This window comes from Clostridioides sp. ZZV15-6383, assembly GCF_020657735.1.
Taxonomy (GTDB): domain Bacteria; phylum Bacillota; class Clostridia; order Peptostreptococcales; family Peptostreptococcaceae; genus Clostridioides; species Clostridioides difficile_D.
Map to the genome: position 1 here is coordinate 44,178 of NZ_JAGWCV010000005.1, position 21,939 is coordinate 66,116.

33 protein-coding genes are annotated in these 21,939 nt (G+C 24.7%); 5 read left to right on the forward strand and 28 right to left on the reverse strand.

Annotated features, from left to right (window positions below; all coding sequences use genetic code 11):
- Positions 1-256: 256 nt before the first annotated feature.
- The 5 genes from KGF42_RS03510 to KGF42_RS03530 form a co-directional block, all read right to left on the reverse strand.
- A complete protein-coding gene (locus tag KGF42_RS03510) occupies positions 257-1,792 on the reverse strand; it encodes a hypothetical protein (RefSeq protein WP_227825739.1) in 1,536 nt (511 codons plus the stop codon).
- 3 nt (positions 1,793-1,795) lie between these two features.
- A complete protein-coding gene (locus tag KGF42_RS03515) occupies positions 1,796-2,725 on the reverse strand; it encodes a hypothetical protein (RefSeq protein WP_227825740.1) in 930 nt (309 codons plus the stop codon).
- Positions 2,726-2,937: 212 nt separating this feature from the next.
- Entirely contained in the window at positions 2,938-3,111 is a 174-nt protein-coding gene (locus tag KGF42_RS03520) for a hypothetical protein (protein WP_227825741.1), read from the reverse strand.
- Between the two features lie 67 nt (positions 3,112-3,178).
- Positions 3,179-3,751: an integrase gene (locus KGF42_RS03525; RefSeq protein WP_227825742.1), complete on the reverse strand. Its 573-nt coding sequence runs from the start codon at positions 3,749-3,751 to the stop codon at positions 3,179-3,181.
- Between the two features lie 285 nt (positions 3,752-4,036).
- The gene (locus tag KGF42_RS03530) at positions 4,037-4,801 is read right to left on the reverse strand and encodes a DUF6973 domain-containing protein (protein ID WP_227825743.1); all 765 of its coding nucleotides are present in this window, start codon (positions 4,799-4,801) and stop codon (positions 4,037-4,039) included.
- Between the two features lie 84 nt (positions 4,802-4,885).
- Between KGF42_RS03530 and KGF42_RS03535 the strand changes: the two genes are divergently transcribed.
- Positions 4,886-5,182 carry a hypothetical protein gene (locus tag KGF42_RS03535; RefSeq protein WP_227825744.1) on the forward strand — a complete coding sequence of 99 codons (297 nt, stop codon included), beginning with the start codon at positions 4,886-4,888 and terminating at the stop codon, positions 5,180-5,182.
- Between the two features lie 434 nt (positions 5,183-5,616).
- Here the strand turns inward: KGF42_RS03535 and KGF42_RS03540 are convergent, their stop codons facing one another.
- From KGF42_RS03540 to KGF42_RS03600, 13 genes are all read right to left on the reverse strand, one after another.
- A complete protein-coding gene (locus KGF42_RS03540) occupies positions 5,617-5,994 on the reverse strand; it encodes a hypothetical protein (RefSeq protein ID WP_227825745.1) in 378 nt (125 codons plus the stop codon).
- Positions 5,995-6,078: 84 nt separating this feature from the next.
- The gene (locus KGF42_RS03545; protein WP_227825746.1) at positions 6,079-7,245 is read right to left on the reverse strand and encodes an ATP-binding protein; all 1,167 of its coding nucleotides are present in this window, start codon (positions 7,243-7,245) and stop codon (positions 6,079-6,081) included.
- A 194-nt stretch (positions 7,246-7,439) separates the two neighbouring features.
- On the reverse strand, positions 7,440-8,147 hold the full coding sequence (locus KGF42_RS03550; RefSeq protein ID WP_255650919.1) for a Fic family protein: 708 nt from the start codon (positions 8,145-8,147) through the stop codon (positions 7,440-7,442).
- Positions 8,148-8,433: 286 nt separating this feature from the next.
- Positions 8,434-9,243, reverse strand: coding sequence for an ORF6C domain-containing protein (locus KGF42_RS03555; protein ID WP_227825747.1), 810 nt, complete (start codon positions 9,241-9,243; stop codon positions 8,434-8,436).
- Between the two features lie 172 nt (positions 9,244-9,415).
- Positions 9,416-9,646 (reverse strand): hypothetical protein, encoded by a 231-nt coding sequence (locus KGF42_RS03560; protein ID WP_227825748.1) that lies wholly within the window; start codon positions 9,644-9,646, stop codon positions 9,416-9,418.
- Positions 9,639-10,160, reverse strand: coding sequence for a hypothetical protein (locus KGF42_RS03565; protein WP_227825749.1), 522 nt, complete (start codon positions 10,158-10,160; stop codon positions 9,639-9,641). The genes KGF42_RS03560 and KGF42_RS03565 overlap by 8 nt, the downstream gene beginning before the upstream one ends.
- A gap of 204 nt (positions 10,161-10,364) precedes the next feature.
- The gene (locus tag KGF42_RS03570) at positions 10,365-10,616 is read right to left on the reverse strand and encodes a hypothetical protein (RefSeq protein ID WP_108840886.1); all 252 of its coding nucleotides are present in this window, start codon (positions 10,614-10,616) and stop codon (positions 10,365-10,367) included.
- 247 nt (positions 10,617-10,863) lie between these two features.
- Positions 10,864-11,622: a BRO family protein gene (locus tag KGF42_RS03575; protein WP_227825750.1), complete on the reverse strand. Its 759-nt coding sequence runs from the start codon at positions 11,620-11,622 to the stop codon at positions 10,864-10,866.
- 42 nt (positions 11,623-11,664) lie between these two features.
- The gene (locus tag KGF42_RS03580; protein WP_227825751.1) at positions 11,665-11,901 is read right to left on the reverse strand and encodes a hypothetical protein; all 237 of its coding nucleotides are present in this window, start codon (positions 11,899-11,901) and stop codon (positions 11,665-11,667) included.
- A 12-nt stretch (positions 11,902-11,913) separates the two neighbouring features.
- Positions 11,914-12,054 (reverse strand): hypothetical protein, encoded by a 141-nt coding sequence (locus tag KGF42_RS03585; protein ID WP_021373113.1) that lies wholly within the window; start codon positions 12,052-12,054, stop codon positions 11,914-11,916.
- Between the two features lie 70 nt (positions 12,055-12,124).
- Positions 12,125-12,382 carry a hypothetical protein gene (locus KGF42_RS03590; RefSeq protein WP_227825752.1) on the reverse strand — a complete coding sequence of 86 codons (258 nt, stop codon included), beginning with the start codon at positions 12,380-12,382 and terminating at the stop codon, positions 12,125-12,127.
- Between the two features lie 154 nt (positions 12,383-12,536).
- Positions 12,537-12,731 (reverse strand): helix-turn-helix domain-containing protein, encoded by a 195-nt coding sequence (locus KGF42_RS03595; RefSeq protein WP_021381351.1) that lies wholly within the window; start codon positions 12,729-12,731, stop codon positions 12,537-12,539.
- Between the two features lie 96 nt (positions 12,732-12,827).
- A complete protein-coding gene (locus KGF42_RS03600; protein WP_227825753.1) occupies positions 12,828-13,130 on the reverse strand; it encodes a hypothetical protein in 303 nt (100 codons plus the stop codon).
- A 553-nt stretch (positions 13,131-13,683) separates the two neighbouring features.
- On the opposite strand from KGF42_RS03600, the gene KGF42_RS03605 reads away from it, so the two are divergent.
- The gene (locus tag KGF42_RS03605; protein WP_227825754.1) at positions 13,684-13,995 is read left to right on the forward strand and encodes a helix-turn-helix domain-containing protein; all 312 of its coding nucleotides are present in this window, start codon (positions 13,684-13,686) and stop codon (positions 13,993-13,995) included.
- Between the two features lie 266 nt (positions 13,996-14,261).
- On the opposite strand, the gene KGF42_RS03610 is transcribed toward KGF42_RS03605, so the two are convergent.
- The 10 genes from KGF42_RS03610 to KGF42_RS03655 all read right to left on the reverse strand — a co-directional run bounded on the left by KGF42_RS03610 (position 14,262) and on the right by KGF42_RS03655 (position 17,985).
- Positions 14,262-14,600, reverse strand: a complete 339-nt coding sequence (locus KGF42_RS03610; protein ID WP_227825755.1) for a hypothetical protein — start codon at positions 14,598-14,600, stop codon at positions 14,262-14,264.
- Positions 14,601-14,911: 311 nt separating this feature from the next.
- Positions 14,912-15,106 (reverse strand): helix-turn-helix transcriptional regulator, encoded by a 195-nt coding sequence (locus KGF42_RS03615; protein ID WP_021373110.1) that lies wholly within the window; start codon positions 15,104-15,106, stop codon positions 14,912-14,914.
- A 249-nt stretch (positions 15,107-15,355) separates the two neighbouring features.
- On the reverse strand, positions 15,356-15,556 hold the full coding sequence (locus tag KGF42_RS03620) for a helix-turn-helix domain-containing protein (RefSeq protein ID WP_124962842.1): 201 nt from the start codon (positions 15,554-15,556) through the stop codon (positions 15,356-15,358).
- 83 nt (positions 15,557-15,639) lie between these two features.
- Positions 15,640-15,795, reverse strand: coding sequence for a hypothetical protein (locus tag KGF42_RS03625; protein WP_021373112.1), 156 nt, complete (start codon positions 15,793-15,795; stop codon positions 15,640-15,642).
- Between the two features lie 102 nt (positions 15,796-15,897).
- On the reverse strand, positions 15,898-16,212 hold the full coding sequence (locus KGF42_RS03630; protein ID WP_227825756.1) for a hypothetical protein: 315 nt from the start codon (positions 16,210-16,212) through the stop codon (positions 15,898-15,900).
- Between the two features lie 128 nt (positions 16,213-16,340).
- Positions 16,341-16,529, reverse strand: coding sequence for a helix-turn-helix domain-containing protein (locus tag KGF42_RS03635; protein ID WP_227825757.1), 189 nt, complete (start codon positions 16,527-16,529; stop codon positions 16,341-16,343).
- Positions 16,530-16,732: 203 nt separating this feature from the next.
- Positions 16,733-16,891, reverse strand: a complete 159-nt coding sequence (locus KGF42_RS03640; RefSeq protein WP_227825758.1) for a hypothetical protein — start codon at positions 16,889-16,891, stop codon at positions 16,733-16,735.
- 160 nt (positions 16,892-17,051) lie between these two features.
- On the reverse strand, positions 17,052-17,246 hold the full coding sequence (locus KGF42_RS03645) for a helix-turn-helix domain-containing protein (RefSeq protein ID WP_167641004.1): 195 nt from the start codon (positions 17,244-17,246) through the stop codon (positions 17,052-17,054).
- A 205-nt stretch (positions 17,247-17,451) separates the two neighbouring features.
- Complete coding sequence (locus KGF42_RS03650) at positions 17,452-17,610, reverse strand: hypothetical protein (RefSeq protein ID WP_227825759.1); 159 nt, start codon at positions 17,608-17,610, stop codon at positions 17,452-17,454.
- Positions 17,611-17,775: 165 nt separating this feature from the next.
- Positions 17,776-17,985: a helix-turn-helix domain-containing protein gene (locus KGF42_RS03655; protein WP_227825760.1), complete on the reverse strand. Its 210-nt coding sequence runs from the start codon at positions 17,983-17,985 to the stop codon at positions 17,776-17,778.
- Positions 17,986-19,437: 1,452 nt separating this feature from the next.
- Between KGF42_RS03655 and KGF42_RS03660 the strand changes: the two genes are divergently transcribed.
- From KGF42_RS03660 to KGF42_RS03670, 3 genes are all read left to right on the forward strand, one after another.
- Entirely contained in the window at positions 19,438-20,352 is a 915-nt protein-coding gene (locus tag KGF42_RS03660; RefSeq protein ID WP_227825761.1) for a ParM/StbA family protein, read from the forward strand.
- Positions 20,353-20,364: 12 nt separating this feature from the next.
- Positions 20,365-20,637 carry a hypothetical protein gene (locus tag KGF42_RS03665; protein WP_021381339.1) on the forward strand — a complete coding sequence of 91 codons (273 nt, stop codon included), beginning with the start codon at positions 20,365-20,367 and terminating at the stop codon, positions 20,635-20,637.
- A gap of 272 nt (positions 20,638-20,909) precedes the next feature.
- Positions 20,910-21,773: a hypothetical protein gene (locus KGF42_RS03670; protein ID WP_227825762.1), complete on the forward strand. Its 864-nt coding sequence runs from the start codon at positions 20,910-20,912 to the stop codon at positions 21,771-21,773.
- Positions 21,774-21,939: the final 166 nt, after the last annotated feature.

Here is a 21,939-nt window from a genome sequence, read left to right on the forward strand (position 1 = left end):
AGCAGCAATTTCAAGAGGTGTAAAAGCTGAATTTTAGAATAAAAAAAATTTTTCGACATTATTTTTACCCTAAAAAACAGCTTTTTTAGTGGTTTTTTGAATTACTACGGAGTACAGACCATTATTTATGCTTTTTGAAAAATGCCAAAAAACAATTACTACGGAGCTGAGACCATTATTCATATTTTTTACTTTTTAAATTTGAGTAATAAGAAATATATAAGATTAATTACTACGGAGTACAGACCATTATTTTTTAATCTACTATATAAGATGGTAAAGATAAAACTGTATTATTTATTAGACATTTTCTTTTTTCAACATCCTCATAGAACCAAATATCAAAATATCCATATCCTACATCGTATTTTTTTATTATAAATTGATTTTCCATAATCTCTTTAAGCCCATCTTCAATATATCTCATATTATCTTTTAGTTTATTTTTATTATTTAAATGTACATACCATTTTAGTTGTTCTATATCAAATGTATATTTTTTATCTACTATGTTTACTCCCTGACTAATTTCAAAACTTCTTCTACCTTCAAGTAAGTAAGCTAAGTTGATAGACTGTGGTAGTTTTAATTTTTTTAATTCATTTTTATACATCAATTCAGTTGAGACTCTTTCAATTTCTTCAACAAATGCTTTTGTAACTTGAACAGCATTTCTTCCATTTATTTCTTCTATATGGATTCTTGAAAATAAGTTGAAGCTTGTTTGAGATTTTAAGCTGCCATCTTTTTCATATGTCTCAGTATAAAAAGTATAAAATGGTAACTTCATTAATTTATCTCTTACCTTCTGATAATTTGCTTTAGCATCTGTTAATCCTAGATACTTTAATAAATCTGACAAGAAAAAAGTATATGAATTTAAATAACTATATGAATAAGCAAATCTAATTATATCTAAATCTTGTTTGTCTAAGAATAACTTACTGATAGCCTTCTTTTCTGTTGTCTGATTAGTAAGTTCTAATTTTAACCCATCAATATTTTTAATATCACTTGAATTAGGGTCTAAATTAAACTCATAAAACATATCTATCTGTGTACCAGAATCATTTATGGCATCATATGGATGTGATTGATATAAATTCTCATCTTTTCTTGCTACATTTAAGTGATTTATTTTTCTTCCTCTGCTATGTGGTATAAATATACCAGGAGCTAGTTGTGATGGACTTTTAATAATTATCTTATTAATATCAAATTCATATTCATCTTGTAATATTTTAGTGACACATAGAATCAAATCGTGTGAAAATGCTGAATTAATTTTACTGTCACTTAGTTCTTCAAGATAAATGTAGTCAGATATGTTATAAGATAAATTTGATGACCATTGTGCAAGAAAATCTTTTCTTATTTCAAGTAATTCTTTAGGACTATCTACAGCAGCAGTAATAATTCTACCAGTTTTTATAAATTCACCCTTAACAATTCCATATTCTTTTTTTAATAACTTATTCGCTGTCTTATTCATAGATTCTAAGGTCATCCTCATCCATCTCTTCTTTAAATCCCATGCATTTTTGCTATGTTTTTTTCTTAACCTTTTGGCCTTAGTAGGAGTGTCTAATTCATCAATCTTATCAGCAATTGTAGAATATACAAAATCTTCAAAAATAGGTTTTACCTTTTCAGTGGGTAAATCATTTCGTATTCTAAAAATTTCAAAAAACTTTTTTGTTAATAATTTAAATGTTTCCGTATCATAAATAGCATGTATGATTAAATCTATTTTATTTAGATTTATGTTATTCTCTTTTATATCTTTGCTCATATATTACTCCTTTTTAGCATATTTTTGCTTATAAATAGATAAAACTTCCTGTATCTTAAAGTTTAAATTATTATCTTCTTTGAACTCTTTCAAACTTTTGTTAGTCCAACAACCAGATTGAGTATATTTTTTTTCATTTAGTTGCATTTGATGCATAATACCAGAAATTTTTAAGTTAGTAAAATTCAACTGTACTTTATTATCTAAATAATCATTAATTATAAGTAATCTTTTACGAATTGTTGAATATCCCATCTCTTTTAATCCATTTCCATATCTGGCATCTGGTTTAGTTTTGATTAAGTATTCAGAATTAGAATTAAATAGATAAAATTCAGTAGCATTACTGCCTTGCTCCAAATATTGTTTATACTCTTTTTGTTCTAATGTATCTTTTGTAAAATCAAATAAGAACTTGCCCAGCTTAAACTCTGTATCCTTTAACTTTATTAATCTTTTTTCTAAATCTATGTCTTTTATTTTTATACCCCTTATGTCTTCAGCATCTTTACCAATAAGTCCACAAAAAGCTGCATAAATTATAAACTTATCTTGTGCATTAGTTAACTTACTACATACCTTAAGGACTTCATCTTGTGTTAGGTATTTTGATAAATCAAATTCAGCGACTAAATTTTTTGGTTTAGAAAAGTGAATATCGTAATTTAAAGTTTTAAATATCTTATTAATTTTAAAAATTATAGCCATTATAGCATTGTATGTTTTATTCTGATTCATATCTTTTACAATTTTTTCTTTATCATTATCTACTATCTCAACAATATAGTCATTTCCTTCCTCAACAAGCTTTCCTTCTTTAGCAAACCAAAATATTAACACTTTATAAACTTTGAGTATACCAATCCTTGTTTTTTCATCCTCATTTTGTAATAGCTCTGATAATACATTTTCATTTTTTAAATTATAATTCATAAATTCATACATCCTTTTTTTAATTATATATATTTATTATAACATTTACCTTCTCCGTTTTAAATAGAAAATAAAAAAATAACCTCAAAATAATGAGGTTATTTAAATTAAAACTACGATTTTATTGTCATTTTTATTTATATTAAAATAAATTCTTAGAATTATATCTACATAACACAAAACACATATTTAACGAGTTTATTCAAGTGTAATCATTTACTTGCCAACCTTCTGAATACAACATCATTTTCTTCTATGCACCTATCTATTTCATTATCAGAAATCGGACAAAGATTATCTAATTCTTTTCTGATTTCTTGACTATATATATAACCTTTTGACTTTATAAATTCAAGTACTTCATCTATTGTTATTTTATCAACCATAATAATACCTCCATTTTATATTATAGTTATTACCCTGAAATAGTAATGATTACAATAATACAAAATATTATTTATCGTATTTTTTTATGTATTCAAGTAATGCCATACTCATTAAATCAGACTTATTAAACTCTCTAAATTTTTCACAAAACTCATCAAATAAGTTCCATGCATCTTTATTCAACCTAACTGTAGTCCTTATAGCATCTTTTGAAGGTAAATCAATTTTAATACCATCCTGTACAACTTCTATTACATTTGTATCTTCTTTATTCTCAAACCAATTTAATACATCTTGTATTTTATCATAGTCTTTTGCTAAAGAGATTATATTATTTTTAAATTGGTTGTCAATTACTATGTTGTGACTGTTGTCATCTTCTATTGTCATATTAAATGTATTATCATTATTACTCTGTTGTCTATTGTTTACTACCTTTGTCATACTATTGTCACCAATAAACACATACTCATCATTTATACGTTTATAACCTCTTTTAGTAAGATATTTTCTTATACTACTTTCAGACACACCAAGCTCTATAGCAACTTTAGTTAAGCTCTTACTATCATTTAACTTATTATTAATATATTCAACTATATATATTATATCATTATTTTTCAAATCATTCCAAGTCATGTAATCACCTCTAAATAAAGTATACTATATGGAATTATACTTGTCATACTTTATTCATCACTCAATCAATGATTTTATTTACATATATCATCACATTGTAACAAAATTTATTGTAATATATTTAAAAACAACATATTAATCTAATTAAATAAATTATATCTGATATCTAAATTTACTTGTTAAACATAGAAAAACATCCTAAATAATATGATATAAATCTAGGATGTTTTTCTAGTTACTTATTTTATAATATATTTATGTAATTTATCTTTAATTAAGATAGTACTATTTTCTACCAGAGCTATCAGTTTTTACAAGTTTATTATTTACAACTCTAACTAATTGACCTTTAGATATTTTACTTAAAAGAGAATCACTTATTTCAAATGCATATGGATTTCTACCCTTACTTGCTTTTAATTCTAGACAAGTTTTTCTTCCAGTATTATTATTTTGATAGTCCATTTTAGTTGGTATATCACCAGAAGGTTTTCCATATTCATGTGCATCTGCCCACATTTTAGCTTTACTTTCTCCCATATGTAATGTTAATAGACCATTCCAAAATGAATGTTTGTAGGCATTAGCATTTGTGCCATCTGCATTTCCATCCTTATATTTATCTTTTGCCCATGATGTAGCTGTTGTAGCATCATTGAAATTGATAGTTGCTTGAGCAGGGTATTTTTTTAATAGTCTTTTTTCTTCTGCGTTTAAATTAGTTTGTGAAACAGGAAGTCTTGAAGTATTCGATTTTTGAGCAGCAATATAGTTTAATTCAGTTACAACTAACGCATCCAAAGCTTCCTCAGATATATTATCTAAATCTATGTCTGAAAAGACTTTGTCATACACTTCTACAAAATCTTCAGGAGTCAATACATCAGCAACAGAATCTGATAATAAATCTTCTTTGTTAATATTATTATCTTCATACTCAAATATCTCTATTAATTGTGTATTATCGACATCCTCTAAAGCATAACTGTTAATATTTGTAAACCCAGTTAAACATGCTACACTTAAAATTGTTACAATGACTTTTTTCATAAAATATCCCCCTATATTTATCATTTGATATCTTTTTTATCATAAGACCCTAAACTATCAAAACCTTTTACATTCATAACTAGATTGCCATCTTTATCAATAGAATTTATTTCTATTTCAACTACTTGTTTTGATAATCCAGTTATATATGCAACTTCGACTGACTTATTTTTGTCAAGTTTGTTTTTATATTCTATAACTACTTGTGACTCAGCATCTCTATTTCCTGTATATAAAATAGATGATGACTCTTTTACATTTATTCTTTTAAATTCGGTTAATGATAATTCTTCCTTGCCACTATCATATAGTTTTACCTTTATGTTATTAACAATTGAAGAACTGTTATTTTTTATATTAACTGTTAATCCACTTCTGTAGAAAATGTATTTCCCTTGAAATAGTAAAAGAGCTAAAAAGCCAAAAATTACAAGAAATGCAATTATTTTAGTTGCTTTTATTATTACTTTTTTAATAATTTTGCCTCCTTATTATAATGTTTTAATAGTTTAATTTATGAAATTAAAGATGATTTAATTTTAGTATGAATTTAATGAATTTTCAATATTTTAGGCAAAAGTGGTCATTTATTATGTAAAACTGGGCAAAATTATTCATTTATAGATTATTTAATCGAAATTTAAAATTATCAATATTCAGTTAAAAATATGCGATTATAAAAAATAATGAATTAAATAATGCTGTTTCAAAACGTATATTTTTATTTAAGAACTAAAAAGATAAGTTCTATAAGGAAGAAATTTAAGAATAATTTGTTAGTCTCTAACAAATTAAAATGCTTATTTTAATCACTATTAACTAATTTGATGATAATCTCTCCAATCAAAATTATCCCCGTCTTTTTTAAGCCACCAATAGTCTTCATGTGAACAACCATGACATTTTTTACATATCTCCCAAGGGTCATAGAAATCTAATCCAAGACCTTCCAAGATACTATTCAATCCATGTCTCTCTTCTGGCATAACTCTATCCCCTATAAAATCTCTTATATTTTTATCATTAGGCCGATAATCTAGTCTCAAATCTGTGTAATCATATAACAGTGGTGGCAAATAATTTATATTATCTACTGTATCATACAATTTAAAACTAAATTTATCTTTGTCTTCATCATAAATAAAATCGCCTATAGAAATATCTTTAAACATTAGTATATATTTGTCTAACATAATTTAACCTCTCTTTAATTAAAATATATAATTTGAAATATCATTTTTTCTAAAATTGAAAGATATTTAGACATACTATCCACATTATCTTTCTTCATTTTTGCTCCTATTAGCATCATAAAATTTAAGTTGCATTTCCTTAAGAGCTTTAGCCACTTTTAAGCGTCTAATGACCTGTTCTTTTTCTGGTGATTCAATATCTAAATAATTATAATTATCTTTATTACTAGATATAATATTTTCAAATAAATCCAAATTACTTTCGACATACATGATAAAACACTTTTTTTCATAATTATTTTCAAATAAAAGGACTACTTCCATAAATTTTTTATAGGCATAAACTGCTTCATAGCTGTCCATGTTAATAAGATATCTATGTAAATCATATGAAATATCGTCTTTTACAAAATATTTAAAGAAATCGGTATTACGATGATATTTATCTTGACTTATAGTTCCCCACTCTGGTATTACTGTAATATATCTACCGCCATCCAGTGATACAGTTTGATTATCATATAATTTTGTTCCAAAGTAATTAACACTAATAGTTCCATAGATTACATTAGTATCTGTCATATTATAAGCATAGAATTCCGATGAACATCTACAGTTATCATCAATATTCCTCACCAGAGTATATTCGGGATTTTGTATGTAATAGCTAAAATTTTCTGTAACTTTCCATTTATTCTTTTTTGATAGAATATATCTTAATTTTTCAAATGGTGTCAAGTGAATACCAAATCTCTTTTTCCATAAATATTCAACATGATTACTGTCAGCACTTTTATCTATATCTGTATTAGTGTCTCCAACGCGTGTGTAAATATAATTTGCTCTGACAGTACGATTATTATCTTTATAGTCCTTTGTAAGATAATAAGGCGTTTCTAAGGTGTTGTAGACAATTAGGACATCAACAGAATGTTGATATATATTCAAAGTTACTAGATTAATTTTAGGTCTAGTATCATTAGAAAATGACTTACTTTTCAAAAAATCAATAATGTTTTGCTGGTTTTTTCTAAGTTCATCTTTTTCAACACCAATTATATTAAATGTTTTATCCTGTATACCAAAAATAATATAACCATCATGATTACTTCTGTTGTTTGCCATGCAAATAATATCATGTAATAAATCTGCTTTATTCTTATGATAACACTGCTTGAAGTCCCAATAATCATCTTCTCTTTGACTGTCAACAAGAGATATAATTTCATCTTCTAAATCTGCTATGTTCATTAAATCACGTCCTTTTCTCATAGTATAAAGATAATTATAACATTCATTTTAATCAATAAAAAAGACGTTTCTATCTTCCAGAAGAAAAATAGCAAACGCCTATATAAATTTATAAAATAAAAATCATTTCACGATAAATGTGATAACTGTTCATTATTCAGATTTTACTTGATTTATACAGTCCTCTCCTAGAATTAAAAATTCCATAAATCTTTATTTTTTTCTTTGTAGTCATCTAAACTTTCAAAATATTGCTCTAAAGGTTTATAATATTCATTATGACAACCTTTTAAAGCCTGTCTATAATCATCTACAGTATCACTCGATATTATAATCAATTTCAAATTATTCTCAAGTATTTGTTTAAGTAATATAAATCTTCCTATTCTTCCATTGCCATCTTGAAAAGGATGAATGATTTCAAATCTATAATGAAATTCTACTAAGTCTTTTAATGTAATATCTTTTAAATTATTATACCACTCAATAAGTTCTAACATCTTTGGTTCCACTTCAAATGGTTGGGCTAATACACTATTAGTTCCTATTATTCTGTTTGGTATTTTTTTATATACACCAGATAGCCCCATATTATGAATATTTGAATTATACATAAGTTGACCATGTAAATCTTTTATGTACTTTTCAGTTAAGTATTCACCCAATGTATCTATTACAGTTTCAAATACATAGCTTGAATTTACTGTTGTTATAACATCATCTAAAGTATGGTCACCTTTTACAATGTTGTATTCAATTAAATCCTGTAAACTTTCACTTGTGAATGTGCTTCCTTCTATTTTATTTGAATGAAATAAAAAGTTATGTCTTAAGTCTTTATATAAAGAGTTTGGTATGTTTTTAGTATATTTTAATTTTTCTATAAATTTATTTTCAATCAATATATTCATCTCCATTTTTAAATTTATTTTATATTACTAATATTAACAAAATGTATTATCTTTTACACTATCTTTTGAACTTTATTTGTTAGTAATGATAATTAATTGAGAAAAGAATGTTATCATAATTCTCTTCTCAATTATTTAGTTATATTGTAAAACCTTTAAATTTACCAGCTTTAATAATGAATGATAATCCCATTGTATGCCATCTAAAAGCATCATATAGACTTATAGTATGTATATCTTTTATATAATATATCATAATAATCTCCAATCATTATTCTTATATATTTTTAACTTTTTGAAACATATATATTTCATTACTTAAATCATAATTAGGTTCCCAATTTTCTATGAATTTAATTGCATTGTCATAGTTCTTTTTAGCAGTGTTTTTATAGCTATTAACACCAAATTTTTTTCTATAATCTTTCCATAGTGAAAAGTATACTCTTTTTCTTAATTTAGCATCTTCATAAGCTGAAAAATTTAAACATTGATATACTTGTATTATCTTTCTATTTACCAAACTTCTAATAGTTTCTTGTTGATTGTAGTCTATAGTAGAAAAATCATATAGGACATTAACTTTTTCTTCTAACTCCTGTTGACCAGACTCAAGTTCTGCCTGTCTTTGTTCTAGTTTGATTATAACTTTTAACTCTGGAGATAAGTTTTCAAAAGGGTCATTTAACTTTTTTTTCATAGTAAAGTATTCATCCATTATTTTATCATGTATTTCCCAAGCTAAATCAGTATCCATTATTTTAATTAATTTTGAGTAACCTCTTTCAGATAATAAAAATATATTATCAGCTTTTGATATTTGCATTTCACTATATCCAAGTGTTTGTAATAGTTCTAAATTGTCATCCGTGTCACGGATAACTTTTAAATCTATAATATCTATATCTTCTCTAAATCTTTTTATATTATCTTTTATCCTCTCTCTTATTTTAAAATTAGGCTGATTATGTATTTCAGATATAGTCTTATCCGTCATACATTTTTTATCTTCGCCAAAACCACCTTCTATAACTGGTATTTCTAAATTCATAAACTTTTGTTTTCCTTTGATTTTTAATTCATTCACTTTTTCCATCTCCCTTTTTAAATTATTAAATGTAGTTATTATAAGTTTTTAAATAGTAACTACATTTTTTATGTTAAATTACAATCTAATTAAAAATTGACATAATAACTTTGTATTGACTAAATGAATTCCTTTTTACATTCAGTAGACATTGTTATGTCTAGTAACGTTCTCACTTCTTGTCATTATTTACTATATTCTTCAAAATATCTAAATTATCATATATATATCTAATACCATTTAAAAATTGAGTTTGTTGTTTTATATATCTTCTTATATCTCTACTCTTTGGATATTTGACCAATAAGTCCTTAAATTTTTCAATCATTTCACTTCTTGCATCAATATCATTTTCTATATATTCTAATTGACTTAATATAGATAACTTATCATTATTATTCATTTGTGCCACCTCCAGTTGACAAGGAATAATAATATTCTATATAAGTATTAACACAATTATTTAAATCAACTTCACTATTTAATATTAAATACCAGTCACCCATACAAGAAGGATAAAAGCAATATTTATTATCCTGTTTTATATAAACAATTGAACTTCCATCACTTAAAAATATTTTAATGTTTCCATTGTTATTCAACTTATTAACCACATATATATTATTTGAGTGACTTACATTGCTTGATAACTCCTTATAAGTTGCAACTGCGTTATCTAAATCTTCTTTATTGTCAAAGCTATAGTTCCAGTCACCTAAACATGCAGGATAAAAGTTATAAACTTGCTCTTTAGTATCATATAAAACTATACTTTCATCTTCTAAAACTTCTACAATTCTATCTGTATAATCTACATAAAAATTATCTAATTCGGCAGCCTTAACTTTTGTTACTCCTGTAACTCCTACAATAATTAAACCTAACAACATTCCCATAACTGTATTTTTAAATTTCATTTTTATACCCTCCTAGTTTATAATTATGACTTCGTACAAGCCTATATAAGCTGTTTGAAAATCATCTTAATGTATTTATACCTTTTGATTTTTATAATCTTTAAAACCTCTTTATCAAATCACTATCATTATCATTTGAATTATAATAATATAGCTATAATAATAGCGATTTGATAACTCATATATCCTATTAAAAATATAATTTTAATTTCTTTTTTCCTTAAATTTTCTATTTACATAACTTTCAATATCAAATATGTCTTTAGAATATTCATCAAGATATTTTCTATTTGTTTCTATTCTGAATTTGTTGTCTTCGTAGTTGTTACTTCCACAAATGAACAACTCATCATTCTTACCCACCCAAGTATAAAAGGAATACCAATCACCACAAAATGATTTTTCAAAATTAAAATTTTCGTTTATTAATAACTTTCCTCTAAAATCGTGTATCATTTTAATTACCTCCAAGTAATAATTATTTTTAGTTTTTATCATTTTATTATCATTATCAATAAATGTATAGTATTATTGTTCAATAATAGTAAATTGATAAATTATATATTTTTTAAAATTAATATTTGACTGACTATATCCTATTTTATCTTCTAAAAAATACAGATACAAAAGAATATACTATATTCACAAAACCATCATCCAACAAATCAATTAACCTTTTTAGTTCATCTCTCATATTATCCTCCTAATGAGTCCAAGTATATACATCTTCCATACTTTCTATTCCATCTATCATGGCATGGATTTCATTAAACTTAGCAATAGGTATATCCTCCCATTTCTCAACATTGTATATTGAAAATAATCTCGTAACTACAGTTCTATAGTCATAATTGTAAGCATTTACATTATATCCTTTTAATTCTGATAATCTTATTTTTAGCAATGTTGATAATGTTCTTATATTTTTAGTCTTCAATCCTACCATATCTTTCATTTCTTGGAATTGTTTATCTTGTCTCTCATATTTCATATCTAATTTACTTTCTATCTGATTAAATCTAGTGTCTATCTTTTTATCATTTTCTATTGATAATTGTTCAAATCCTGCCAACATACCATTTAACATGATTGGCATTAACACATCTTTTATGTTATCACGATTAATACTAAATGAACCATGTTTTCTTATATTTGGTAATACCTCATCAGTAACCCAATCTTGAAATTTTTCTGCTTCTTTCTTTTTGGATTTAAAAATTAATTTATATACCCCACTTTCAGTTAGAAAGTTTTCTCCTCTATTATGTAATTTTCTAAAGTCGGTTAAACCGATTTTAGAATTAGTTAACTTTACAACTTGTTTTTCGTTCATTTTAGATATACTATCATTTACATTCTTTATTCCTAAACACTCTGCCACATGTTTCGGATTAAATAAAATCTTCCCATCAAGTTCAAATATTTCTACCTCTTTACCTTCAAATACCATTAAATTATTCATATTTTTCCTCCTATAAATTAATTATTTTTTTACTTAAATTATTTAAAATTCTTTATATTGAATTTTATTTTCATTATCTAAATACATCATATTATTAATATTTTGTATTAATTGCTGTCTCAATTCCTCTCCTTTTAAAGACCAATCTAATCCGATTAAATTTCCTAGTCTGACATATAAAGAATTATAAGTTCCTGCTTCTCCTATTGTTTCACCTTCTAAAAGGTCACATATATTTATTAAATCTGTTGCTGTCATATATTCAGAATAATTTATCATGTTATTACCTCCTTATAATTTATTAGCTTGTTTCAATAATTCTAATTGATTGCTGTTTCCATATTTTGAAATAATACTTTCTGTAGTACTCCAATAGCTACTATCTAAATCCTTTTTAAACAATGATTTTATCTTGATTATTAATTTTTTCATGATTTATTCCCCTTTCAATTTTTTATTGGAAGTGGCGTTTTTAAAGAACGCCCTAAAACTTTTAATTTAGTTATTTGATGATAGTATTAGTAGAATTTAAATCTTTTCTATACTTATCATAGTCAAAATATCTTTCAAGTACTTCTTTAGCTAAATATTTAATATTTTCTGATTCTCCAATGTAAAGTTTAGCAAATTCAATAGTATCCATATTGTTATAGTATTCTATTTCATCTCCATCTATATAGTCATCAATTATCCTGCTTTTGTAAGGTTCTAAATCTCTTGCAAAAGCTTCTAAATCAAAATAACAATAAAGGTTTTTCATTTTTATATCCCCCTTTTTATTTAATTTACTGAAATTTAATAACCAGAATTTCGGTAAAGGATTTTATTTCTTTCTATTTCATATTTTTATAATAACATGTTTAACGAAAATTTACAACCAATTTTTCGGTTAAATGTTAATATTTTTTTAGAATTTATTGTAATTCTAGTAATTCCAATACTTCTTCACCTAAAAATTTATGAAGTTTTTCAAACTCTGGTATCGTAAAAGGCGTTTTACCTTTTTCTTTATCACTATAAGTTGTTTGGCTCATATCCATATGAGTAGCTAGTTGTTGTTGTGTATAGCCATGTTCTAGTCTTAACTCTTTTAACCTTTGTAGATTCATTTTATTCCCTCCAACATTATTATTATAGAATAATAATATCATATTAAAGAGTTATATAAAAGACACTTGAATTATTAAGTGTCTTTTTATGTACTACTATTTAATTGCTTTTAATTTTTCTATATCAGACCAATTTTTAGATGTAATAATTTGTGTAGCATTTAAGTCTTGTTTAATTTCTGTTACATCATCCTTTAAAGAAACAACATGTTTTTCTGTATATTCTAGTTCAGTCTTAATGTGTTTTACGTCTGTTTTAATTTCAATAATATCCTTTTGTATCTCATGTTGTCCAGTCTTTAAATCCTTGATGTCGCTTTCCATACCATCTAATCTAGTATTAATTCCTTTTATTTCTCCTTGCATTTCTTGTAATAATTCTAGTATCTTTTCATTCATAGCATTCACCATCCTATTATATTATTATAACATAATTCAAGTGTTATATTCCAACACTTACTAAGATAATCTAATAAATAGTTTAAATTATACTAGTAAATATTAGATAATTTATAACCATGTAGGTGTCAAGCAGTACAAACTATAATTTTAATGCTCAATCTTTAGTACTTTTGATAACGCAGTACCTCACAACTGCTATGTCATATTAAATTGTATTGAGTGCCATTATAGAAGCAATTTAATTAATTGATACCTCAATTTTTTATAGGCTTTAATTGGAAACCTTTATTAATTTACTTGTTTAATATTATTTATTAGCTAGAGTTTTAAGAAGGTTCTTCGCCTGTTACTTCTGTGAGAGGTGGTTCAGTGTTTTCTTGTTCTCCTTTGCTATGATTTAATTATAAAACAAATTGTTTTGAATGTCAATATGAAATATAAATAAACAAAACGATTTGTTTTAAGTAATGTTGTATATAAAACATACCGTTTTGAATACAATTGTAATTAAATTTATAATATGTTATATTTAGAATTAAGAGGTGATTTAATGAATAGATTGAGAGAGCTAAGAAAAGAAAAAGGATATTCAACTCAACAAGTGGGAGAACTATTAGGCGTACATTATGTAACAATACAAAACTATGAAACAAACAGAAGAAAAATTGACAATGAGACACTTGTAAAATTATCTAATATATACAATGTAAGTATAGATTATATATTATGTCTTACAGACAATAGAGAGAATATACAACTAGAAGAAGAAGAAAAACAACTATTAAATAATTATAGAGAGTTAGACAACAAGAGTAAAACGATAGTTCAAGAACAAATAAACACATTAAAAAAACTACTGTAAGCTAGAGTATATATGTCTAGCTTATTTTTTATATTCGATTCTAAAAAATAAAGGTACAAACAAGGCAATCACATTATAACACGCTTAAAATGGCTTTAAATGACTTGTATAATATATTATATTGTGTATAATGTACTATAATATAACCATATCAAAAAATCCCCTCATCTGCATACTTATATAAATATATATATCAATACGCAAGTGAGGGGAAAAAATATAAAAATATAAAAGTACTTAACAAAATGTCAAGTACTTTTTATGTATTATTGTAATTTTATTTTTATTTCTTCTAATTGTTCCATGTTTCTAGCGACCTGATCTGTTGTTCCATTTAGCTTTCTATTAATCTTAATTACTCTAGTTTCTATTGCATTTAACTTAATGTCAACCACATCAAAGTTATCTTTAATAGAAGTCATTTCCTCGGCTGTTGAAATAGATTGATTATATAGTATATCTTGTTTCTTTTCAATACTATCAAGCCTGTTTTCGATGCTATCAAATCTGGTATTCATATCTGTTTTTACTTCTTTTAATTCATTTTCAATTCCATTAAGTTTACTATCCATTTTCTGTAATAATTCTAATATCTTTTCATCCATCACGACCACACTCCTATTTAATTATTATAACATAATAATAAGTACTATATTCAAGTACTTAATAAAACAATCTGTAAATTATTTTACTAAATACTTGATGTGTTTTTGATAATGACATACTTCATAACTGTTATTTTATATTTAGTTTTAATATTATTTATAGCTAGAATTTTAAGAAGGTTCTTTACCTGTTACTTCTGTGAGAGGTGGTTCAGTGTTTTCTTGTTCTCCTTTGCTATGATTTAATTATATTACATTTAGAACAAAATTACAAGTAAAAAAGTTCTAAAAAATGTAAAAAATATTGGAATCTACTCTAAGTCAAGTAATTCCAATGGTTCTACATTTAAAAATTTTAAGATATTTTCGACTTCTGAAATGGAAAATTCTCTTTTTCCTGCTTCTTTATAACTGTATGCTCTTTGAGATATATTTATATAAGTAGCAAACTGTTGCTGACTGTATCCTCTTTCTATTCTTAATTCTTTTAATTTATCAAGTTTCATTTTATCACTCCTTTTTACTACATATATTATATAATATTTTAAGAATAGTATTTTGTCAAATTTGACAATATTGTAAGAATAAACAAATTACTATAAATTAGAATTATATATTTTAGCTTATTTTTTATATTCGATTTTAAAAACTAAAGGTATAAAACATGAGGTGAACGTATTGAAACATACTTAGAATGGATTTAAATGGCTTGTACAATATGTTGTTGTAATAAAATAGACTAGCTATAATCTAGTCTATTTTTTATGTGGTTCTAATAATTCATTTGCGTCTATATCTAAGTAATATAATATTTGTTCTAGTTCTTCAACTGAAAAATCTCTATGCCCATTTTCCTTATAAGCATATGCCCTTATGCTCATACCCATCTTAGTACTTAATGTTTGTTGAGTATAACCCTTTTGTTCTCTTAACTCTTTTAACTTACTAAGCTTCATTATATCACCTCTTGTAATTTTAATATTGGGTGTGTTACAATATACCTATAATATACTATTTACAGGTATATTGTAGCTTGTTATTAGTTATTAATCATATCTATTAATATGTATAACAAGCCTATAAATGAGATTAAAGCAAAAAGTATTTGTTCGGCTGATTTAATCATCTGAACTACGAGCTTTTCAAGTTGGTGGCACAACTCGATTAGCTCTTTTATTTTGTCTTTGGTTATCATTTAAGACACCCCCCAATATTAAATTGTATAAGGTAGTGTTAAGTACTACCTTAATTAGATTATACTGCCATAAGTAAAAAAATACAAGTAAATTATTACTTGTTATTCAAAGCCTTTAAGTTCAAGAAGTTCCTTCCAATTATTTATAATTATACTTTCTAAAATAGATAACTTATTATTGAATTTATTTGTATTACTTTCCATTTTCAATATAGCTGTTTCAACTGATTTCATACTAATGTTATCATCTGAATTACTAGTACTTTGAACTAGTTTCAATAAGTCAATTTGATTTACCATTTTATCTTGATTACTTTTTAATTCAATAATATCCGTACTTATTTTATTTTGTGAGGTTTTAATTTCTTTAATATCAGTTTTTAATTCTTCTAATAAATTGATTATACTAGTATCCATAGTTAGCCCTCTTTTCTATATATTTTAGTTGTGTTTTAATATTATAACATGGATTCCTGTGGATAACTTATACAAAAAAAGAACTACTATATGTCAAGTAGTTCTTTAAAATTTATTTTATATCTATTTTAATCAAGTAATTCTAACGGATTTATATCTAAATATTTATATATCTTTTCAAATTCTTCAATCGTAAATGATGTTTTCCCATTTTCTTTATTCTGATAAGTTCTTTCTTTTATTCCTAACATTTGACTCATATCATATTGTGTAATTCTCTTAGATGTTCTTAAATCTTTTAATTTATTAATTTTCATATTATCACCTCATTAATTTTAAAAATAAACAATATAAATTGCTTTTAATGCAAAATATAAGAAGAATAATAAGCCTAATACTTTTACTATTTGTAATGTAGTCTTAATGTGTTGATTCATTAAATCACCTCATTTACTTTTAATATTAGGTGTGTTACAATATACCTATACAATGTATCTATATAGGTATATTGTATTGGCTATTAATGTTTAATTATGTAGATAAGTATTAATAACCAACCGATACAAGAACATAAAGAAATCAAAATATGTTCAAGTGATTTAAAAACTTGGACAAGGAGCTTTTCAAGTTGTGCTACCAACTCGATTAGCTCTTTTATTTTGTCTTTAGTTATTCTCATAACGTCACCCCCTAATATTAAATTATATAGATAAGATTAATTCTTATCTTAAGTCTATTATAATACATGAAATAAAATTCGTCGATATAAAAATACGAATTGGATATAAAAATAGACTAGATATATTACAATCTAGTCTATTGAGTGTTATTAAATTATTTTATTTAATGTTAAGTATTTCCCTTGCTTCTATGTCATAAAGATTTATAAGCTTTTCAATTTCTGACGCTGTAAACTCTGTTTTACCTTTTTCTTTATTTTGATAACTTCTTACAGACATATTTAAATGATATGCTAGTTCGGTTGGAGTTAATTTATTATCTTTTCTTAATTGTGAAACTTTGTCTAGTTTCATTCTATCACCTACTTTACAAATAAACTATATACATGGCTTTTAATGTAAAATAAAGGAATATACATAATCCTAAAAATCTAAGTATTTTAAAGATTGTATTTGTATGTTGGTTCATTAAATCACCTCTTGTATAATTAATATTGGGTGTGTTACAATATACCTATATAATGTACTTATAGGTATATTGTAAGGGTTTTATGTTATATTAATTAAATATAATATAGATAAAAATAAAAACCCAGCCTAATAAAGATATTAAAGATATAAAAATATGTTCAGCAGATTTGACTATCTGAACTATGAGCTTTTCAAGTTGTTGCACCAACTCGATTAGCTCTTTTATTTTGTCTTTAGTGAACTTCATCAAGACACCCCCAATATTAAATTATTTAGTAAGTTTTTCTTACTATGATTATATAGTATCATAAATGGAATAATATGTAAATAAATTTCGGTAAAATTTTGCTGAAATATATTAGTATATTAAAATAGACTAGATCTATCACAACCTAGTCTATTGAATGTTATACTATACATTTTTTCTATCTAACAAACTTAATACTTCCTCATCACTTAAATTAAGTACGTCAAATATCTTTTCCAAATCTCCAATATAAAAAGGTCTTTGCCCATTCTCCTTACTTGAATAACTTCGATAAGACATATCAATATAAGTAGATAATTGTTGTTGTGTTAATCCCCTTTCAAGTCTATATTGTTTTAATAAATCTAATTTCATTAATTAGTATCCACCTCCTAAAGCAATCGTTTAATGTTTATTATTAATGCAATAATAACTATTAAACAACCAATACCGTACAATATACATGTTCTTGTATCTCTTTTCATAGCTTGTTTAAATGTGTTATAATATATAGTAGACGTATCACCTATACAAGAGTCGGTACACTCTTGTATAGGCTCATTGTTTTACTTATTAATAAAACAATAGATAGTTATTAAAGAACTAATAACACTTACTGTATTAAAGATAATAATAAATACTATCTTTAATGTTAAAACTTTGTTGATACGTCTACTATGCTTACCCACATTATTGTACCTCCTTTCTGTTAAATTTTGGTACAAGTTTATTATATCATTAACTACTACAATATTGCAAGTATAAATGTGAAGAAATTAGTATATATTATTTATATATTTGTTTAAATGATGTTATATCAATGGTTGTAAGTTACAAAGTTTGATTGGTGTTGAATGATGCTAAATGATGTATATAAGACTTTGTAATCCATAATAAAAAAATTTGTTCTATAGCAAAATAATATTTTATATAGATATCAACAACTAAAAATTGAAATGCAGTGATTACAACAGGTTTGTAGTCTAAGAATTATAATGACTGACATTTTACTGACAAAATAGAAAGTGTAGTTGTTGTAAGTGTTAAAAATGCTAGGTTTTAGGAAAATGGCATAAAATACTTACTTTTATGTCCTTTTTTACTGACAAAAATATATATTTTTAAAATAAGATAAAAGTAATATTTTAATTAATTAAATAAAGTAAATGGAGTATTTTACATATTAAAATAAATAAAAATGAGGTAGGGGGTATTTTATGGAAAGCGGCTTGTTTGTCAGTAAAATTTTGCGTGTAGTCCTTTCATTTCCACATTTCAAAAAAAATGCAGACGGATTTACAGACGAAATAGTTCTGTATTTTCCACATAAAACAAATATTTATCTAAAGATATTTCTTAGATTTTTACTCTTAAATTACATTCTCAACAAGGAAAATATAAAATAAAAGTGTATGTATTGATTACATAAAAATAACTAATACATATAAAAATATTAAATACAAAAAATAACTTGAAATATAGGAAGATTTATTAAATTAGAATTAAAATGTCGTCTGTAAGAAAATAAATTTCAATATTTTACTTAAAATTAAAATTAACATCTAAAAAAACACAAATAGTATAGTTAAAGAAATTGATTTATTGGTTTGGAAATAGTTGATATATGATTTAAATATTAACTAAAAATTTTTAATAATAAATTATTAGTTTAAATTTAAATAATATATAGTTCTAATTTAGTGCTAATTTTAACTAATAACTAAAAAATGTCATTTTATAGTTGAATTTTTGTGCAAATTTAATGTAATTATCAAGTTTTTATATGGTATAATATATTTAGCAAATATTTACTTAGGAGGAATAAAAATGGAAGAAAATTACCAAGTTATAGGCTTAGATATAGGAAGAGGATACGTAAAAGGATATAGTAAGTACAATGGAATGGTTAAAGAATGTTTATTCAAATCAGTATTTGGTGATGGAAGAAACATAGATTTTGAGAAATATGAAAATCCAATATACATAGATTTTGAAGGTGTAAGTTATTTTATTGGCTTATTAGCGGAAAAAGAAAGTATAACACCTATAAGAAATTCTGATGACTCTAAAATATCTTTGACAATGAGAATATTAGTTGCTGCTGCTCTTAATGAAATAACTGTAGCTGATGAAGTAAAAATAATGTTGGGTGTTCCATATAAATCATTTAGAAAAACTACATTAAAAGAAGTAATAGATACATATAAAGGTAAGACATTCAAAATAAAAGATAAAATAAAGGGTGGATATAAAGAAATAAAAATATCTGACATATCCATATTTAGAGAAGGGGATGCCGCTTTATATCATTTGTTAGAAGGTGAAGTGAATGAAGACAAGGCGGTTGGTGTGGCTCATATAGGATTTAGAACCACAGAATTATCCTACTTTGAAAAAGGTTTTGTATTTAATGACAAACTATCAGATACATTAGAAGCCGGAAATCAAGATGCTTTAACAATAGTTCAAAAACAACTTAAAGATAGAGGTATAATAAGAGAGCTTAATGAAATAGATAGTTCTAATGATTATGATGAACTTAAAAAGGCTGCCTATATTATGGCATCTGAAAGTACAGCTCAAAGAATAGCTTCTAAGTGGAAAAATATAGATGAAATGGATGTATATGTGAGTGGAGGTACTGCATTACATATGACATTTGATAATAGATTCAAAGTCTCTAAAGACGCTCAAATGGTTACAGCTAAAGGATTATTTGAAGTAGGTATGGAACAATTCTAGGAGTGATATTATATGAAAAAATCATCTAGCTTTTATTTAGAAGAAGATATATTTGGTGAAATAGAAAAATATCAAAATGATAAAAATATAAGCAGTAGAAATACAGCTTTGGAAAGAATAATATTAGAGTGGAAAAATCTTCAAGAAGAAAATAAATTATTAAAACAATGTTTAGGCAATGGTGTATATAGGACAAATAAAAAGACAAGTGTTACTGAAGAAAAAAAAGATATAAAAAAAGAAAATCCTATTATTAAGAATATATTTAATAATATGCCAGATTAAATAAAAATATCTACTCAAGAAATTTTGGGTAGATATTTAAAAAAAATATTGAGAACATAGAGGGTATGTGATATAATAGAAATAGAACATAGAGGGTAATAAAATTTCTGAAGCAACATGTTGCGAAGAACAATTGCAAGATGGTTTTTATCTTGTAATTGAAATAAAATTTATAGGAAAAGAGGTAGATATTTATAGTTAGAGGTAATGAATTTATAAAAGATGTTATTGTAACAGACAAAAGAACAGGAGAAATATTAGAATATAAAGGAATGAAAAGAGGTGAGGTACTTGAAATTGGAAAGAGAAAAAAGAGCTTTTCGCCAGAGCAAAAGGCTATTATGAATAACAAAAAAGAATTACCATACCATAATTTTAAATTAGGAGGTTTTGTATTTTGTACTTATGTTAAAAATGAATTATTATTTAATGAAGTAAATATAAGTAAAGCTAATATAAGTAGGTTAATATATCTTGCAACATATCTAAACTATAATACAGGAAAGGAAAATTTATTGGTTAGATATTCTCAGTTTAAAGAAATGATTCCTATAGATAGAAAAAACATGAGAGAAATATTAAATCTTAAAGATAGGGCATTTAGAAATTTTTTAGCAGACGTAAAAAAATGTGAGTTATTATATGAATCTAATAATAAATTTTATATAAATCCAAAGTATTTTACTAAAGGAATTCCTAATTTTGAAAATAAAGAATATACAAGAATATATATAAATACTAGTAGATTTCTTTTTGAACATTGCACACCAAGACAACATAAACAATTAAGTTATATATATCAACTCATACCATATATACATTTCGAGAGTAATATCTTATGTTTAAACCCTCATGAAACAGATATTTCAAAAATAAAAAAAATTAGTTTATATAAAATTTGTCAATTATTAAATATTAGTACAATAAAACAAGATATGAACAAATTTAAAAAAGAATTACTTAGATTTTATATAAAAGTAGAAGATGATAAATATTATTTTTTTAAATATGTAATTATTGAAGGGAATAATAAAAATACAGATTATTTTGTTATAAATCCTTGTGTAATATGGAAGGGAAATAATTTAAATTTAGCAAAGAAAACAATTGATTTATGCTTTTTTAATTGTATTTAGAAAGTCTGTCTAAGAATAAGAGGTAATGAACTATAAAAATTAACAAAAACATAGGAAAAACAGTTAAAAAATTAAATTTAGGGGTGGCACAGAAATGTGACCAAAAGGCAAAAAAACGGCACAGAAATGTGACCAAGAAAATTAATTAGATAAAATCTTATAATAT